Origin of the sequence: Serratia bockelmannii, from assembly GCF_051803255.1 — a bacterium.
Taxonomy (GTDB): Bacteria; Pseudomonadota; Gammaproteobacteria; order Enterobacterales; family Enterobacteriaceae; genus Serratia; species Serratia bockelmannii.
This window is the reverse complement of record NZ_CP196512.1, coordinates 5,042,771-5,056,537: the sequence shown is the minus strand read 5'-3', so window position 1 is coordinate 5,056,537 and position 13,767 is coordinate 5,042,771. Positions and strand designations below refer to the sequence as shown.

12 protein-coding genes and 1 riboswitch are annotated in these 13,767 nt (G+C 58.6%); of the genes, 7 read left to right on the top strand and 5 right to left on the bottom strand.

The window, feature by feature from the left end; translation table 11 throughout:
* Window positions 1-21 precede the first annotated feature (21 nt).
* Both ACSJLU_RS23965 and argH read left to right on the top strand, forming a co-directional pair.
* Window positions 22-1,242 carry an argininosuccinate synthase gene (locus ACSJLU_RS23965; RefSeq protein ID WP_019452247.1) on the top strand — a complete coding sequence of 407 codons (1,221 nt, stop codon included), beginning with the start codon at window positions 22-24 and terminating at the stop codon, window positions 1,240-1,242.
* Between the two features lie 69 nt (window positions 1,243-1,311).
* Window positions 1,312-2,685, top strand: a complete 1,374-nt coding sequence (gene argH / locus ACSJLU_RS23960; RefSeq protein WP_342096782.1) for an argininosuccinate lyase — start codon at window positions 1,312-1,314, stop codon at window positions 2,683-2,685.
* A gap of 36 nt (window positions 2,686-2,721) precedes the next feature.
* On the opposite strand, the gene ACSJLU_RS23955 is transcribed toward argH, so the two are convergent.
* The 3 genes from ACSJLU_RS23955 to ACSJLU_RS23945 all read right to left on the bottom strand — a co-directional run bounded on the left by ACSJLU_RS23955 (window position 2,722) and on the right by ACSJLU_RS23945 (window position 5,710).
* A complete protein-coding gene (locus tag ACSJLU_RS23955; protein ID WP_019452249.1) occupies window positions 2,722-3,048 on the bottom strand; it encodes a type II toxin-antitoxin system HicB family antitoxin in 327 nt (108 codons plus the stop codon).
* A gap of 409 nt (window positions 3,049-3,457) precedes the next feature.
* Window positions 3,458-4,906 (bottom strand): dihydrolipoyl dehydrogenase, encoded by a 1,449-nt coding sequence (locus ACSJLU_RS23950; protein ID WP_049294990.1) that lies wholly within the window; start codon window positions 4,904-4,906, stop codon window positions 3,458-3,460.
* 72 nt (window positions 4,907-4,978) lie between these two features.
* The gene (locus ACSJLU_RS23945) at window positions 4,979-5,710 is read right to left on the bottom strand and encodes a glutathione peroxidase (RefSeq protein WP_015379403.1); all 732 of its coding nucleotides are present in this window, start codon (window positions 5,708-5,710) and stop codon (window positions 4,979-4,981) included.
* Between the two features lie 151 nt (window positions 5,711-5,861).
* Here ACSJLU_RS23945 and oxyR point away from each other — a divergent pair, with 151 nt between their 5' ends.
* The gene (oxyR, locus tag ACSJLU_RS23940) at window positions 5,862-6,779 is read left to right on the top strand and encodes a DNA-binding transcriptional regulator OxyR (RefSeq protein ID WP_025304651.1); all 918 of its coding nucleotides are present in this window, start codon (window positions 5,862-5,864) and stop codon (window positions 6,777-6,779) included.
* On the opposite strand, the gene sthA is transcribed toward oxyR, so the two are convergent.
* Entirely contained in the window at window positions 6,762-8,159 is a 1,398-nt protein-coding gene (gene sthA, locus ACSJLU_RS23935) for a Si-specific NAD(P)(+) transhydrogenase (RefSeq protein WP_004931047.1), read from the bottom strand. The genes oxyR and sthA overlap by 18 nt on opposite strands.
* A 218-nt stretch (window positions 8,160-8,377) precedes the next feature.
* On the opposite strand from sthA, the gene fabR reads away from it, so the two are divergent.
* On the top strand, window positions 8,378-9,010 hold the full coding sequence (gene fabR / locus ACSJLU_RS23930; RefSeq protein WP_004931044.1) for an HTH-type transcriptional repressor FabR: 633 nt from the start codon (window positions 8,378-8,380) through the stop codon (window positions 9,008-9,010).
* A gap of 15 nt (window positions 9,011-9,025) precedes the next feature.
* The gene (locus ACSJLU_RS23925) at window positions 9,026-9,397 is read left to right on the top strand and encodes a YijD family membrane protein (RefSeq protein ID WP_025304650.1); all 372 of its coding nucleotides are present in this window, start codon (window positions 9,026-9,028) and stop codon (window positions 9,395-9,397) included.
* A 34-nt stretch (window positions 9,398-9,431) separates the two neighbouring features.
* On the opposite strand, the gene trmA is transcribed toward ACSJLU_RS23925, so the two are convergent.
* Window positions 9,432-10,535, bottom strand: coding sequence for a tRNA (uridine(54)-C5)-methyltransferase TrmA (gene trmA / locus ACSJLU_RS23920; RefSeq protein WP_342094093.1), 1,104 nt, complete (start codon window positions 10,533-10,535; stop codon window positions 9,432-9,434).
* Between the two features lie 115 nt (window positions 10,536-10,650).
* A riboswitch (cobalamin riboswitch) is annotated at window positions 10,651-10,870 on the top strand.
* 69 nt (window positions 10,871-10,939) lie between these two features.
* Here trmA and btuB point away from each other — a divergent pair.
* Both btuB and murI read left to right on the top strand, forming a co-directional pair.
* Window positions 10,940-12,817, top strand: coding sequence for a TonB-dependent vitamin B12 receptor BtuB (gene btuB, locus ACSJLU_RS23915; RefSeq protein WP_169541030.1), 1,878 nt, complete (start codon window positions 10,940-10,942; stop codon window positions 12,815-12,817).
* Window positions 12,762-13,625, top strand: coding sequence for a glutamate racemase (gene murI / locus ACSJLU_RS23910; protein WP_025921004.1), 864 nt, complete (start codon window positions 12,762-12,764; stop codon window positions 13,623-13,625). The genes btuB and murI overlap by 56 nt, the downstream gene beginning before the upstream one ends.
* The last annotated feature ends 142 nt before the right edge of the window (window positions 13,626-13,767 follow it).

Sequence of the window (13,767 nt, the reverse complement as noted above, 5' to 3'; positions counted from 1 at the left end):
AGAATTAGAAAGGAATAGATCATGCAAAACCAAGGCATCAAAAAAATCGTTCTGGCGTACTCCGGCGGCCTGGATACCTCGGCCATCATTCCATGGCTGAAAGAGAACTACGGCGGCTGTGAAGTGGTGGCGTTCGTGGCGGACATCGGCCAGGAGCGCAGCGATCTGGAAGGCGTGGAGCAAAAAGCCCTGCAGTCCGGTGCCTCTGAATGTCACGTGGTCGATCTGCGTGAAGAATTTATCCGCGATTACGTTTATCCGGTGCTGCAGACCGGCGCCCTGTACGAGGGCAGCTACCTGCTGGGTACCTCGATGGCGCGGCCGATCATCGCCAAGGCGCAGGTCGAGCTGGCGTTGAAAGTGGGCGCCGATGCGCTGTGCCACGGCGCGACCGGCAAAGGCAACGACCAGGTGCGTTTCGAGACCACCTACACCGCGCTGGCGCCGCAGCTGAAAGTGGTGGCGCCGTGGCGCGAGTGGAACCTGCGTTCCCGTGAAGCGCTGCTGGATTACCTGAAAGAGCGCAACATCCCGACCACCGCGTCGCTGGAAAAAATCTATAGCCGCGATGAGAACGCCTGGCACATCTCCACCGAAGGCGGCGTGCTGGAAAGCCCGTGGAACGCGCCAAACAAGGATTGCTGGGTATGGACCGTCGATCCGCAGGAAGCGCCGGATCAGCCTGAGCAGGTGACCGTTACCGTTGAGAAAGGCCGCGTCGTGGCGGTTAACGGTAAAGCGCTGTCGCCGTACCAGTGCCTGGAAACCCTGAACGCGCTGGGCGCCAAGCACGGCGTCGGCCGGATCGACATCGTGGAAAACCGCCTGGTGGGCATCAAATCCCGCGGCTGTTATGAAACCCCAGGGGGCACCATCATGGTGGCGGCGCTGCGCGCCGTCGAGCAGCTGGTGCTGGATCGCGACAGCTTCAAATGGCGCGAGCAGCTGGGCCTGGAGATGTCCTATGTGGTGTACGACGGCCGTTGGTTCGCGCCGCTGCGCCGCTCGCTGCAGGCCTCTGCCGAAGCATTGGCTGAAGAGGTGAACGGCGAAGTCGTGCTGCAGCTGTACAAAGGTCAGGTGACGGCGACTCAGAAGAAATCCGCCAACAGCCTGTACTCCGAAGAGTTCGCCACCTTCGGCGAAGACGAAGTTTACGATCATAGCCACGCGGGCGGCTTTATCCGCCTGTTCTCTCTGTCTTCACGCATCCGCGCGTTGAACGAGAAAAAGAATAAATAACCGATTGGCGTGACTCTGCAAGGGCGCAGCATGCTGCGCCCTTTCGCATAAAAATTCAGGAGTAAAGGTATGGCACTTTGGGGCGGACGGTTCACTCAGGCGGCGGATCAGCGGTTCAAGCAACTCAACGATTCGCTGCGGTTCGATTATCGCCTGGCGGAGCAAGATATCGTGGGCTCGGTGGCCTGGTCGAAGGCGCTGGTGACCGTTAACGTGTTGACGGCAACGGAGCAACAGCAGCTGGAGCAGGCGCTGAATGCCTTGCTGACGGAAGTCCAGGCCGATCCTTTGGCGATCGTCCAAAGCGATGCCGAAGACATCCACAGCTGGGTGGAGCAGAAGCTGATCGAGAAGGTCGGTGACTTGGGCAAGAAGCTGCACACCGGCCGCAGCCGCAACGATCAGGTCGCGACCGATCTGAAGCTGTGGTGCAAACAGCAGATCGGCGATCTGCATCAGGCGATCGTCCAGCTGCAGCAGGCGCTGGTGGAGACCGCCGAAGCCAATCAGGATGCGGTGATGCCGGGGTATACCCACCTGCAACGCGCGCAGCCGGTGACTTTCGCGCACTGGTGCCTGGCCTATGTCGAGATGCTGGCGCGCGATGAGAGCCGACTGCAGGATACCCTGAAACGGCTGGACGTCAGCCCGCTGGGCAGCGGCGCGCTGGCCGGCACTGCGTATCCTATCGATCGCGAGCAACTGGCCGGCTGGCTGGGCTTCGCCTCGGCGACCTGCAACAGCCTGGACAGCGTATCCGATCGCGATCACGTGCTGGAGTTGCTGTCCAACGCCGCCATCAGCATGGTGCACCTGTCACGCTTCGCCGAAGATCTGATCTTCTTCAACAGCGGCGAAGCGGCGTTTGTCGAGCTGTCTGACCGCGTGACCTCCGGCTCTTCGCTGATGCCGCAGAAGAAAAACCCGGACGCGCTGGAGCTGATCCGCGGCAAGTGCGGCCGCGTACAGGGCGCGCTGACCGGCATGATGGTGACGCTGAAAGGCCTGCCGCTGGCGTACAACAAAGACATGCAGGAAGACAAAGAAGGGCTGTTCGACGCGCTCGACACCTGGATGGACTGCCTGCAGATGGCGGCGCTGGTGCTGGACGGCATTCAGGTGAAGCGCCCGCGCTGTCAGGAAGCGGCGGAGCAGGGCTATGCCAACGCCACCGAGCTGGCGGATTACCTGGTCGCCAAGGGCGTGCCGTTCCGCGAAGCGCACCATATCGTCGGTGAGGCGGTGGTAGAGGCGATTCGCCAGGGCAAACCGCTGGAAGCGCTGCCGCTGGCGGATTTGCAGCAGTTCAGCGCGACGATTGGCGACGACGTCTATCCGATCCTGGCGTTGCAATCCTGCCTGGACAAACGTGCGGCCAAAGGCGGCGTCGCGCCGCAGCAGGTGGCCGCGGCAATCGCCGCAGCGAAACAGCGTTTAGCTTGAGGACGATAAGGGCGGCCTGGTGCCGCCCTTGCACCTCTACCCCGCCAGGCGTGCGCACAGATAACGGTTCAGGCTCACGCCTTCCTCCATCGCGCCGATCGCCAGCCGGCGATGCTGTTCCGGCGTCATGCGTAACACCAGTTTTCCGCTGAAGTTCTTTTCCGCCAGCGCCTGCGGCGGCGTTTCACCTTGCGCCAGCATGTCGGCGATCGTTTCGCTCACGACTTTTTCGATACCCTCCAGTGCGCCGGTACGCGTGGCGGCCAGCCAGGACAGCGAGGGGAATTCGGCGCACAGCCCGACATATTCACGATCTTCCGCTGACCAGGTGATGCGATAGGTATAGTGTTCATGCTTTTCCATGTTCTTCCTCCATTCTGGCCAGTGCGGCGATGACCTGCTTAACCTGATATGCCTTGACCGCGCCGTTGTTGCCGCGTTGGATATTGATGCGCGGATCGCCTGGCCAGGGCATGCGATAAACGTGATGGCTGCTACCGTTTATGCGCGGCGGCCCAAACCATCACACGCAGACTTTCGCTAACTCGGCGAATTTGATGCTGTTCTGCCGCTGTTGCAAATCAGCGATGTCATCCCTGATCTCGTTCATGCTGCCTCCATTTTAGTATCGTTATTGGTATCACTTCAATGCCAAAGCATAAAAAATGAGCGCGGGCGGGCCGTGAGGCAAGCGGAGGGAGGAAATTGTGGAAAGTGCTGCGCAAAAAAACCGGGCCTGAAGGCCCGGTGGATATAAACGGAGAATAAGAGGTTACTCACCCGGACAGCGCTGGCAGCGCTCGATTTCGGCCGTGCCGAGTTTGAGCTTCGCCTGCAGATCGCGCAGCGCGGTGCGCAAGCCTTCTTCGATCACCGGATGATAGAACGGCATGTCCAGCATCTGATCGACGGTCATCTGCTGTTGGTGCGCCCAGGCTAACAGGTGCGCAATGTGTTCGGCGTCGGGGCCGATCATTTCCGCGCCGAGGAAACGGCCGGTGCCTTGCTCGCCGTAGACGTGCAAAATGCCCTTATTGCGCAGCATCACCCGCGAGCGGCCCTGATTCTCAAACGAGACTTTGCCCACTTCAAAGCAGCCGCAGGCGCTGAACTTCTCGCTCAGCTCGCGGAAAGTCGAGCCGACCATGGCGATCTGCGGATCGGAGAACACCACCGAAATCGCGCTGCGGCGCAGACCTGGATTGATCTCCGGGAAGCTGCCGGCGTTGGCGCCGGCGATGCGCGCCTGATCGCTGGCCTCGTGCAACAGCGGCAGCTGGTTGCTGGCGTCGCCGGCGATAAAGATATGCGGCACGCTGGTTTGCATCGTCAGGCGGTCGGCCAGCGGCACGCCTCGAGCGTCGAGCTGCAGGTCGGTGTTTTCGAGACCCAGCCGATCGACGTTGGGGCGGCGGCCGGTGGCGGCCAGCACGTAGTCCACCAGGATCTCCTGCGACTGGCCCTGCAGATCCTGATAGCGGATAAATACGCGGTCGCCTTCGCGCTGCATCATCTCCACTTTCACGTCGGCGTCGAGGTAGAACTCTTCTCCCAACGCCTTCGCAGCGTAATCGCGCACGGCGCTGTCGGTCAGCGGCCCGACGGCGCCGCCGATGCCGAAGACCTTGGTGTCGACGCCGAGGCGGTGCAGCGCTTGCCCCAGCTCCAGCCCGATGACGCCGGGGCCGAATACCGCCACGGACTGCGGCAAGTCATCCCAGTTGAACAGATCGTCGTTGACGATCAGGCGATCGCCCAGTTCGTTCCACGGCGCCGGCCAGCTGGGGCGAGAGCCGGTGGCGATCACGATGCGCTGCGCCACGATGCGCGTATGGTCATCGACCTGCAGCGTGTTGTCGTCGATAAAGCGGGCATAGCCCTGAATTTTGTCGGCGGCCGGGATCTCGTCCACGCCTTCCAGCACGAAGCCGACGAAACGATCGCGTTCGCGTTTGACGCGCGCCATCACCTCGCGTCCGTCGATGCGGGTTTTACCGGCTGGGTGCACGCCAAAGCCCGGCGCGCGTTCGATTTGATGCACCGCTTCGGCGGCGGCGATCAATAATTTGGATGGCATGCAGCCAACGCGCGCACAGGTGGTGCCGTAAGGCCCGCCTTCAATCATCACCACGCTGGGGGTAGACAGTTTGGCCGCGCGATAGGCGCCGAGCCCTGCGGTGCCGCCGCCGATGACCGCAACATCAACGTTCAACAGTTTCATATCCGCTCCTGAAAGGTAAAAAAAGGGCGGGCCGTAGCCCGCCAAAGTTCACGTTGGCTTTGTTATTACTTATTAAGCTGACAGGAAAGTTTCCAGATCGTCGCTGCCGCCAATGTGACGGCCGCCGATGAACACCTGCGGCACCGTGGCGCGGCCGCTGACGGCGCGCAGGCTGACGGTGGTGGCGTCTTTGCCCAGGACGATCTCTTCATACTGAATGCCGCGCTCTTGCAGCATCTGTTTGGCTTTGGCGCAGAATGGGCAACCCGGTTTGGTGAACAGGGAGACCGATTCCTGCACTTTGAATTCCGGCGCCAGGTATTTCAGCATGGTGTCGGCGTCGGACACTTCAAACGGGTCGCCCGGCTTGTTCGGCTCGACAAACATTTTCTCGACCACGCCGTTGCGCACCAGCATCGAGTAGCGCCATGAACGAGGGCCAAAGCCCAGGTCCGCTTTCTCGACCAGCATGTTCATGCCTTTGGTGAATTCACCGTTGCCGTCCGGTACGAAGGTGATGTTTTCCGCATGTTGGTCAGCTTTCCAGGCGTTCATCACGAAGGTGTCGTTCACGGAGACGCAAAGAATGCTGTCGACGCCGTGCTGCTTGAATACGCTGGACAGTTCGTTGTAGCGCGGCAGGTGGCTCGAAGAACAGGTCGGCGTGAACGCGCCCGGCAGCGAGAAAACAATGACGGTTTTGTTTTTGAACAGGTCATCAGTGGTCACATCAATCCATTGGTCGCCCTGACGGGTGTGGAAAGTAACCTGAGGAACTTTCTTGCCTTCTTGACTGGTAAACATTGATTAACCCCTTAATTAGGAAAAGTAATTTTTAGCATTTAGCGCGATATCGCTTCGTTGGGACACATTATTGTCGCTGGGGCTTGATAGATCTAATCGCTCATTGCTATCTTATCTATCGCCATGAGCTATCATGGAATGGAGGGAAACAATGAATATTCGTGATTTAGAGTATCTGGTCGCCTTGGCCGAGCACCGGCACTTCCGCCGCGCGGCCGATTCATGCCATGTAAGCCAACCCACGCTGAGCGGGCAGATCCGCAAGCTGGAAGACGAGTTGGGCGTCATGCTGCTCGAACGCACCAGCCGCAAGGTACTGTTCACCCAGGCGGGTCTGTTGCTGGTGGAGCAGGCGCGCACCGTGCTGCGAGAAGTGAAAGTATTGAAGGAGATGGCCAGCCAGCAGGGCGAGGCCATGTCCGGGCCGCTGCACATCGGTCTGATCCCGACCGTGGGGCCTTATCTGCTGCCGCAGATCATCCCGACGCTGCACAAAACCTTCCCGAAACTGGAAATGTACCTGCACGAAGCGCAAACCCACCAACTGCTGGCGCAACTCGACAGCGGCAAGCTGGACTGCGCCATTCTGGCGCTGGTGAAGGAAACCGAGGCGTTTATCGAAGTGCCTCTGTTCGATGAACCGATGAAGCTGGCGGTGTATTCCGATCACCCGTGGGCGCAGCGCGAGCGCGTGGCGATGCCGGATTTGGCGGGAGAAAAGCTGCTGATGCTGGAAGATGGCCACTGCCTGCGCGATCAGGCGATGGGCTTCTGCTTCCAGGCGGGCGCGGACGAGGATACCCACTTCCGCGCCACCAGTCTGGAAACGCTGCGCAATATGGTCGCGGCCGGCAGCGGCATTACCCTGCTGCCGTCCCTGGCGGTGCCGCCGCAGCGCGAGCGCGATGGCGTCTGCTATCTGGATTGCTACAAGCCGGAGCCGAAGCGCACCATCGCGTTGGTGTATCGCCCCGGTTCCCCACTGCGCAGCCGTTATGAGCAGTTGGCCGAAGCGATCCGCGAGCACATGCAGGGCTACATCGACAACGCGTTAAAACAGGCGGTTTAAGCCGTTAAGCGCTGCCACCCGGTAGGCTTCGGCCATGGTCGGATAGTTGAAGGTCGTATTAACGAAATACTCGATAGTATTGCCTTCACCTTTCTGTTCCATGATCGCCTGACCGATGTGGATGATCTCCGCCGCACGTTCGCCGAAGCAGTGGATCCCGAGGATCTGCAGGGTGTCGCGATGGAACAGGATCTTCAGGCTGCCGACGTTCATCCCGGCGATCTGCGCACGCGCCAGATGTTTGAACTGGGCGCGGCCCACTTCATACGGCACCTTCATCGCCGTCAGTTCCTGCTCGGTTTTGCCGACGGAGCTGATTTCCGGAATGGTGTAGATGCCGGTCGGGATATCTTCGATTAAGTGACCGCTGGCTTCACCGGAGGCGATCGCCTGCGCGGCGATGCGGCCCTGATCGTAGGCGGCGGAAGCCAGACTCGGATAGCCGATGACGTCACCGACCGCATAAATGTGCGACAGCGCGGTTTGATACATGCTGTTCACTTTCAGCAGCCCGCGGCTGTCCGACTCCAGGCCGACGTTCTCCAACCCTAACGAATCGGTATTACCGGTACGGCCGTTGGCGTACAGCAGGCAGTCCGCTTTCACCTTCTTGCCGGACTTTAGGTGCACGATCACGCCGTCTTCGGTGCCTTCGATCTTCTCGAACTCTTCGTTGTGGCGGATCACCACCCCGTTGTTCCAGAAGTGGTAAGAGAGCGAATCCGACATCTCCTGATCGAGGAACGCCAGCAGACGGTCGCGGGTGTTGATCAGATCCACCTTGACGTTCAGGCCGCGGAAGATAGACGCATATTCGCAGCCGATCACCCCGGCGCCGTAAATGATCACGTGGCGCGGTTCATGGCTCAGCTCGAGAATGGAATCGCTGTCGTAGATGCGCGGGTGATTGAAATCGACGCTGGCCGGATGGTAAGGGCGCGAGCCGCAGGCGATCACGATGTGATCGGCGCGGATGGTGTCCTGGGTGCCGTCCATGTAGCTGACGCTGACGGTGTTGGCGTCGATGAAGCGCGCGTCGCCGGCGAACAGTTTGCACTGGTTCCGCTCATAGAACCCTTGGCGCATGCGGGTCTGCTGGCTGATGACGTTATCGGCGTGGCGTAAAATGTCAGGGAAGGTCGCGCTGAGCGTGCGCGAGTTGTTGTAAAGCGGGTTCTGGTTGAATTCGATAATGCGGCTGACGGCGTGGCGGAGGGCTTTGGAAGGGATGGTGCCCCAGTGGGTACATCCGCCGCCTACGTTGTTGTACCGCTCGATAACGGCCACGCGGGCGCCCTGTTTCACCAGCCCCATGGCGGCACCTTCACCACCAGGGCCCGAGCCAATCACAATGGCATCAAATTGATAGTGCTGTTGCATGTAGGAGAGACCTGTTTTTTTATACAAGATTACAACGGTATCTTAACATCATAGCGCTGCTCACCCAATCACCATTAGGCTTTTTGAGTCAAAGCACAATCGGCTCAGGGCGGAAGTGTGATAGAGCGCGTTAGTATAAATGCTGTTGCAATAAAATTTGCTATATTGCCGAGTCTAGGGCGTTAGACTGAGAAAATGGAACCTATCCGGATATGCATATGGGCGTCAGAGCACAACAAAAAGAACGGACTCGTCGTTCCCTGATCGAAGCCGCTTTCAGCCAGCTGAGCGCCGAACGCAGCTTCGCCAGCCTGAGCCTGCGGGAAGTTTCACGCGAGGCGGGCATTGCGCCCACGTCGTTTTATCGCCATTTCCGCGATGTGGACGAGTTGGGGCTGACCATGGTGGACGAAAGCGGCCTGATGTTGCGTCAGTTGATGCGTCAGGCGCGCCAACGCATCGCCAAAGGTGGCAGCGTGATCCGCACCTCGGTATCCACCTTTATGGAATTTATCGGCAACAACCCGAACGCCTTCCGCCTGCTGCTGCGTGAGCGCTCTGGCACGTCGGCGGCATTCCGTGCGGCAGTGGCGCGCGAGATCCAGCATTTCATCGCTGAACTGGCGGACTACCTCGAATTGGAAAACCACATGCCGCGCAGTTTTACCGAAGCGCAGGCGGAAGCGATGGTCACCATCGTGTTCAGCGCCGGCGCGGAAGCGCTGGATATCGACGTCGAGCAGCGGCAGCAGCTGGAAGAACGGCTGGTGCTGCAGCTACGGATGATCTCCAAAGGGGCGTATTACTGGTATCGTCGCGAACAAGAAAAAGCTTCTGTGTCCCACGTATAAAAAAGGTAAAAAATGATGGAAAAACCAGGCCGTGAAAATGGCACCTTACTGCTGGCGTTAATTGCCGGCCTTTCGATCAACGGTTCCTTTGCTGCGCTGTTCAGCTCGGTGGTGCCGTTTTCGATCTTCCCGCTGATCGCGTTGGTGCTGGCGGTGTACTGCCTGCATCAGCGTTACCTGAACCGCGCCATGCCGGACGGTATGCCGAAGCTGGCGGCGGCCTGTTTCCTGCTGGGGCTGCTGCTGTACAGCGCCATCGTGCGCGCCGAATATCCGCAGATCGGCTCCAACTTCCTGCCGTCGGTGATCTGCGTGGCGCTGGTGCTGTGGATCGGGATGAAACTGAAGGCGCGCAAGGCGCCGGATGCGCCGACTCAAGAATCGTAATGAAACGGGGCGCCATCATGGCGCCCCTGTCGTATCAGCGATGCTTTTCCAGCAACACACCGCATTCCATGTGATGGGTATACGGGAACTGATCGAACAGCGCCAGGCGGCTGACCCGGTGGGTGGCCTGCAGCGTTTCCAGGTTGGCATACAGCGTTTCCGGATTGCATGAAATATACAGAATGCGCGGGTAAGCCTGCACCATCTTCACCGTTTCCTCGTCCAGCCCGCTGCGCGGCGGATCGACGAAAATCGTCTCGCAGTTGTAGCCGCTCAGATCGATGCCTTTCAACCGGTTGAATTCGCGTACTCCGTTCATCGCCTGAGTGAAGTCTTCTGCCGCCATGCGGATGATTTGCACGTTGTCGATATGGTTGGCGGCGATGTTGTACTGCGCCGCCGCCACCGACGGCTTGGCGATCTCGGTCGCCAGCACGCGCTCGAAATTGCGCGCCAGCGCCAGCGAGAAGTTGCCGTTGCCGCAGTACAGCTCCAGCAAATCGCCTTTGGAACCGGCGGTAACCGCCAACGCCCACTCCAGCATCTGCACGTTCATGGCCGCGTTGGGCTGCGTGAAGCTGTTTTCCACCTGACGATAGATCATGTCGCGGCCGGCGACCGGCAGCACTTCGTCAACATAATCCTGGTCGAGCATGATCTTGGTCTTCGACGCCCGGCCGATCAGCTGCAGGTCGAAACCCTGAGCGCGCAGCTCGTCGCGCAGCTGCTCGGCTCGCTGTTGCCAAACGTCATCCAGCTTGCGGTGATACAGCAGCGAAGCGATGATTTTGCCGCTTCGCGTCGACAGATAATCGATCTGGAACAGCTTGTGGCGCAGGATCGGCTCCGGTTTCAGCGCGGCGATCAGGGCGGTCATCAGGCGGTTGATCAGCTCGCTGGCCGCCGGGAACTGGTCGACGCGAATACGCTGCTTGGTCTGTTGATCGAACATGATGTGATACATGTCATCCGCGTCGTGCCAGATGCGGAATTCGGCGCGCATGCGGTAGTGGTCGACTGGCGAGCGGAACACTTCCGGCTCGGGCGCCGCGAACGGTGACATCAACGTCTTCAGGCGGGCGACTTTCTCCGCCAGTTGGTCATCGTAACGTTCAATAGGCAAATTCTCGGGCGTCATGTGTGTCTTCTCGTCAGGCAAATTTGATCAGCGGGGATTGTAGGGAATCAGCCCGTGAAGTCCAGTTTTGTCGCGTTTATTATTTGTAACATTAGTAGCAGTCTAGACATCTATTTTCATTGATCGTAGCATTGCCGTCCGGCCTCAAGCAGCGAGTGAAAAGGGAATCCGGTGTGAATCCGGAGCTGACGCGCAGCGGTAAGGGGAAGTCACGGCGATAGCGTTTCGACGCAGACACTGTCCACTGCAGGATGGGAAGTCATCGCCCGTTGCTGGTCGCGCCCCGCGGCCCGCAAATCCCAAGCCCGAAGACCTGCCGGTGTTACGTCGCAATGTCCGTGGCCGTCGCGAACTACCGGCCATGATCCTGCGGCATCCGCCAATTAAGTTTGGATGCTTTTCTCATGACAATTACAAAAAATACGCTGCTGGCGGTGGTCTCCTCCGTCACGGCTTTTTCTGGATGGGCGCAAGACAACACCACAGCCACGTATGGCGATAACCTGGTGGTGACCGCCAACCGTTTCCCGCAGCCGGTTTCTTCCGTGCTGGCGTCGACCTCCGTCGTCACCCGCAACGATATCGATCGCTGGCAGGCCAAGAGCCTGACCGACGTGATGCGCCGTTTGCCAGGCGTGGACGTTGGCCAAAACGGTGGATTGGGACAAAAGAGCTCGCTGTTTATTCGCGGCACCAATTCCAGCCATGTGCTGGTGTTAATTGACGGTATTCGCCTTAATCAGGCGGGCGTCAGCGGCTCTTCCGATCTCAGCCAAATCCCGATTTCGCTGGTGCAGAAAGTCGAATACATTCGCGGCCCGCGCTCGGCGGTGTACGGTTCCGACGCCATCGGCGGCGTGGTCAACATCATCACCACGCGTGAAAAGAACGGCACGACGCTGGCTGCCGGCGTCGGCTCCAACGGCTATCAATCCTATGACGCGTCGACCCAACAACAACTGGGTGACAGCACCGTGGCGACGGTGGCGGGGAATTACACCTATACCAAAGGGTATGACGTGGTGGCTGAAGGTAATACCAGTATTCCTCAGCCCGATCGCGACGGCTTTATGAGCAAATTGCTCTACGGCGCATTGCAGCACCAATTTAACGAGCAAATCAGCGGTTTTGTGCGTGGTTATGGTTACGATAATCGTACAGGCTACGATGGATTCTATTCTTACGATAAAGACTTCAATATTACCGGCCTGCCCGATACCCGTAAGCTGTACAGCCAAACATGGGACACGGGGTTGCGCTATCAGGAAGGGATTTACGCCACGCAGCTAGTGGGGAGTTACAGCCACAGCAAAGACTACAATTACGATCCGCGCAAAGGCCAGTATGCGATCTCCTCCAGTTTGGATGATTCGGAACAGTACAATCTGCAGTGGGGCAACACGTTCAAGGTTGCCCAAGGCACCATTAGTGCGGGCGCAGATTGGCAGGATCAACAAATCAAACCGGGTACCGCGTCCGTCAGCAGCGAGAGAAGCCAGCGCAATACTGGCATCTATCTGACTGGGCAACAGTTGGTGGGACCGGTGACGCTGGAGGCTGCTGCGCGTGGCGACGACAACTCGGAGTTCGGTTGGCACGGCACCTGGCAAACCAGTGCAGCCTGGGAATTCATCGAGGGGTATCGTTTCATTGCCTCTTACGGTACCGCGTTCAAAGCGCCAAACATGAACCAGTTGTTTAGTACCACTTACGGCAACAATAATTTGAAACCGGAAGAAAGCAAGCAATGGGAAGGCGGTTTTGAAGGCTTGACCGGGCCTGTGACCTGGCGTATTTCCGGTTATCGCAATGACATTGATAATCTTATCGACAGCGATCCGGTGAGTTACCGCTATTATAATATCGGTAAGGCGACCATTAAAGGTGTAGAGGCCACGGCTTCTTTTGAAACCGGCCCGCTGACGCATCAGATTGGTTACGATTATGTCGACCCGCGCAATGCTAAAACCAACGAAGTGCTGCTGCGCCGCGCTAAACAGCAGGTGAAATACGAGCTGGATTGGCAACTGTACGACTTTGATTGGGCAGTGACCTATCAATACCTGGGTGAGCGCTACGACAAGGATTATGGCGTTTATCCTAGCCCGACGGTTAAACTCGGCGGCGTGAGCCTGTGGGATCTCGCAGTTTCGTATCCGGTCACATCTCATCTGACAGTTCGTGGTAGAATTGCCAACCTGTTTGATAAAGATTATGAGACGGCCTATGGCTACGCTACTCCAGGAAGAGAATACTACCTCACTGGAAGCTATACCTTCTAACAGCACCGCCACACCTCGCCCGACGGTGCTGGTTTTCGATTCCGGCGTCGGCGGGCTGTCGGTGTATCAGGAGATTCGGCAGTTGCTGCCGGATCTCCACTATATATACGCTTTCGACAACGTGGCGTTCCCCTACGGCGAGAAGTCCGAAGAGTTTATCGTTGAGCGCGTGCTGGAAATTGTCGGCGCGGTACAGCAACGTCATCCTCTGGCGATTGTCGTCATTGCCTGCAACACCGCCAGCACCGTTTCCTTGCCGGCCTTGCGCGAGCGTTTCAGTTTCCCTGTCGTGGGCGTGGTGCCCGCCATCAAACCGGCGGCCCGTCTTACCGTTAATGGCATTGTCGGCCTGTTGGCGACCCGCGGTACCGTACAGCGCAGCTACACCCACGAACTGATTTCCCGTTTCGCCACCGACTGCAAGATTGAACTGCTGGGCTCTTCAGAGCTGGTGGAGCTGGCGGAGGCCAAGCTCCATGGCGAAGCCGTGCCGCTGCCGGTGCTGAAGAAGATCCTGCATCCGTGGCTGAGCATGCGCGAGCCGCCGGATACCGTCGTGCTGGGCTGCACCCATTTCCCTCTATTAGCTGAAGAGTTGATGCAGGTGTTGCCGGAAGGCACCCGGCTGGTGGATTCCGGCGCGGCGATTGCCCGCCGCACCGCCTGGCTCATCTCAACGCAGGAAAATCTGGTCTCGAGCCAGGAAGAGAATCTGGCGTATTGCATGGCGTTAAATGAAGATACTGACGCTTTATTGCCCGTTTTGCAGGGTTATGGCTTTAAATCGTTGAAAAAACTGCCGCTTTAACGGTGTTTTGGTTAAACATTCAACGGTCGGAAAAAATATTGAAAATAGGGGTTGCGGCCTGCCGAGAACTCCCTATAATGCGCCTCCACTGACCGGGAACAACGACTGACAAGCCGCCGGGTCAGCGAGAAGAAAGCGAAAT

Bases quoted from the DNA above. Each gene is read 5' to 3' on its own strand.
- ACSJLU_RS23965 (WP_019452247.1), top strand. From the start codon at position 22: ATGCAAAACCAAGGCATCAAAAAAATCGTTCTGGCGTACTCCGGCGGC.
- trmA (WP_342094093.1), bottom strand. From the start codon at position 10,535: ATGACGCCCGAGAATTTGCCTATTGAACGTTACGATGACCAACTGGCG.
- ACSJLU_RS23950 (WP_049294990.1), bottom strand. From the start codon at position 4,906: ATGAAACTGTTGAACGTTGATGTTGCGGTCATCGGCGGCGGCACCGCA.
- ACSJLU_RS23945 (WP_015379403.1), bottom strand. From the start codon at position 5,710: ATGTTTACCAGTCAAGAAGGCAAGAAAGTTCCTCAGGTTACTTTCCAC.
- murI (WP_025921004.1), top strand. From the start codon at position 12,762: ATGGCTACGCTACTCCAGGAAGAGAATACTACCTCACTGGAAGCTATA.
- ACSJLU_RS23955 (WP_019452249.1), bottom strand. From the start codon at position 3,048: ATGGAAAAGCATGAACACTATACCTATCGCATCACCTGGTCAGCGGAA.
- argH (WP_342096782.1), top strand. From the start codon at position 1,312: ATGGCACTTTGGGGCGGACGGTTCACTCAGGCGGCGGATCAGCGGTTC.
- oxyR (WP_025304651.1), top strand. From the start codon at position 5,862: ATGAATATTCGTGATTTAGAGTATCTGGTCGCCTTGGCCGAGCACCGG.
- ACSJLU_RS23925 (WP_025304650.1), top strand. From the start codon at position 9,026: ATGGAAAAACCAGGCCGTGAAAATGGCACCTTACTGCTGGCGTTAATT.
- btuB (WP_169541030.1), top strand. From the start codon at position 10,940: ATGACAATTACAAAAAATACGCTGCTGGCGGTGGTCTCCTCCGTCACG.
- fabR (WP_004931044.1), top strand. From the start codon at position 8,378: ATGGGCGTCAGAGCACAACAAAAAGAACGGACTCGTCGTTCCCTGATC.
- sthA (WP_004931047.1), bottom strand. From the start codon at position 8,159: ATGCAACAGCACTATCAATTTGATGCCATTGTGATTGGCTCGGGCCCT.